The sequence below is a fragment of the Campylobacter concisus genome, from assembly GCF_902460595.1.
Classification (GTDB): domain Bacteria; phylum Campylobacterota; class Campylobacteria; order Campylobacterales; family Campylobacteraceae; genus Campylobacter_A; species Campylobacter_A concisus_BL.
On the sequence record NZ_CABPVA010000001.1, the window covers coordinates 970,881 to 972,364 of the forward strand.

A 1,484-nucleotide genomic window follows, 5' to 3' on the forward strand; every position below is an offset into this window, starting at 1 on the left:
TAAAAATCATGAAAAGCACCTTGCGACCAAAATTGCTTAACAAACAACACTTTAAACCCAGCTACAATCATCACCAAAGCAAGACAATATCTAACCATTTTTATCTATCTTCAAATTTTCTAACTCGTCTGGAAATTGCCTATAATATTTTTCGACTTCTATTGTTTCAACATTACATTTAGGGCATTTGCCATTTTTAGTATCAGCGTAATTATAACTATTTTTACACTTTGGACACTTTGTAAATTCTGGTATTTTAGAATTTAGCCTTATCAAATATATCGTATATGCGATCAACAAAATGATTAAAATTATCTGTATAATTATTGACTGTGTAGTTGAGACAACATGTACTTTTCCGCCTTTATAGCCTTCACCAGTTAATAATTTATATAAATTTAAAGATGATAGCAATATAAAAAATATTGCTATAATGATCCGTATTTTAATCATAGCTTCAGCCTATTTACTCGTAAATTTACATCAAGTACCAACACTGCCTTTATCCTTTTTGCGTTTATTTCTGACGCTTCTTCTTTTAGGTCCCTTTTTCCTTTTTTCTAAAAATTCTAGTTTTCTTATATAGTCACCATATTTGTTTGCATCCATCACCTTGCCACCACAAAAATTGCATTTACTTTTATCACGTAAATGCCCAAACCACCAAGTAGTTTTACATTTAAGACATACTAAATACTCTGGGTATTTTTTGATGTTTTCTGTGGAGCGGAAGGCAAGATAAAAAAATGCAAAACTAGCTGCCAAGCTCATAATAACTAGAATAAAATAAGTATCACCCAAAGTGGAAAAATCATGTTCAATTGCAAATCTTTCAAATTTTTGTTTGCAAATATCCTAATAGCCATAAATAAAAATCCAAAGCCAATAAAGCCATAGCAGAATTTATAAAACATAGTTATTTCTTGAATTGGTTGTTATTGCTTCTGCTCTTTTCTAAATTTACATCTTCAAATTTAACTTACTTTTTGTATTTGTAGAAAAATCCTAAACATATAAACAATAACCCAACAATGAAAAATCCAAAAATACTTTTTTCGTCAATAGCTTGCAAACCATGAAACCTAAAATAAATTTTGCCACCAAATGAAGCCCAAATAGCCTCCAAAAGGAAAATACAACCTAAAAAGATAAATCCAAATTTAACGTTCATTTTCTATTCCAAGTGTCTTTTTTATATTGCTATCTTCTGAAAAAAGTCATTTATTGCTGCACCTACCGTACCAAGACCAGTAGATGGGGGCATACTACTATTAAATACATCATTTACTATCTCTACACCGGCGGCCCCATATGTTATGGTTTTTGGGTCTATTACAAAATTCACAACTTCCATATGATAGATCATTTATCTTTTTTTGACATACTGTAATATAAACAAATAAAAGCTATTATAAAATAAATAGAAATTTCATAATTAGTTGGCTCTTTCCAAACGCCACGATAGTAAAATTTGCCATTAGCCA

At 30.0% G+C, this 1,484-nt stretch carries 3 protein-coding genes; all 3 read right to left on the reverse strand.

The genetic code is table 11. The features are described 5' to 3' along the window. Positions 1-90 precede the first annotated feature (90 nt). A complete protein-coding gene (locus tag F3G86_RS04655; protein WP_149723117.1) occupies positions 91-453 on the reverse strand; it encodes a hypothetical protein in 363 nt (120 codons plus the stop codon). Positions 454-483: 30 nt separating this feature from the next. Next, positions 484-801: a hypothetical protein gene (locus F3G86_RS04660; protein WP_149723118.1), complete on the reverse strand. Its 318-nt coding sequence runs from the start codon at positions 799-801 to the stop codon at positions 484-486. 178 nt (positions 802-979) lie between these two features. Further along, entirely contained in the window at positions 980-1,171 is a 192-nt protein-coding gene (locus tag F3G86_RS04665; protein ID WP_149723119.1) for a hypothetical protein, read from the reverse strand. Positions 1,172-1,484 lie beyond the last annotated feature (313 nt).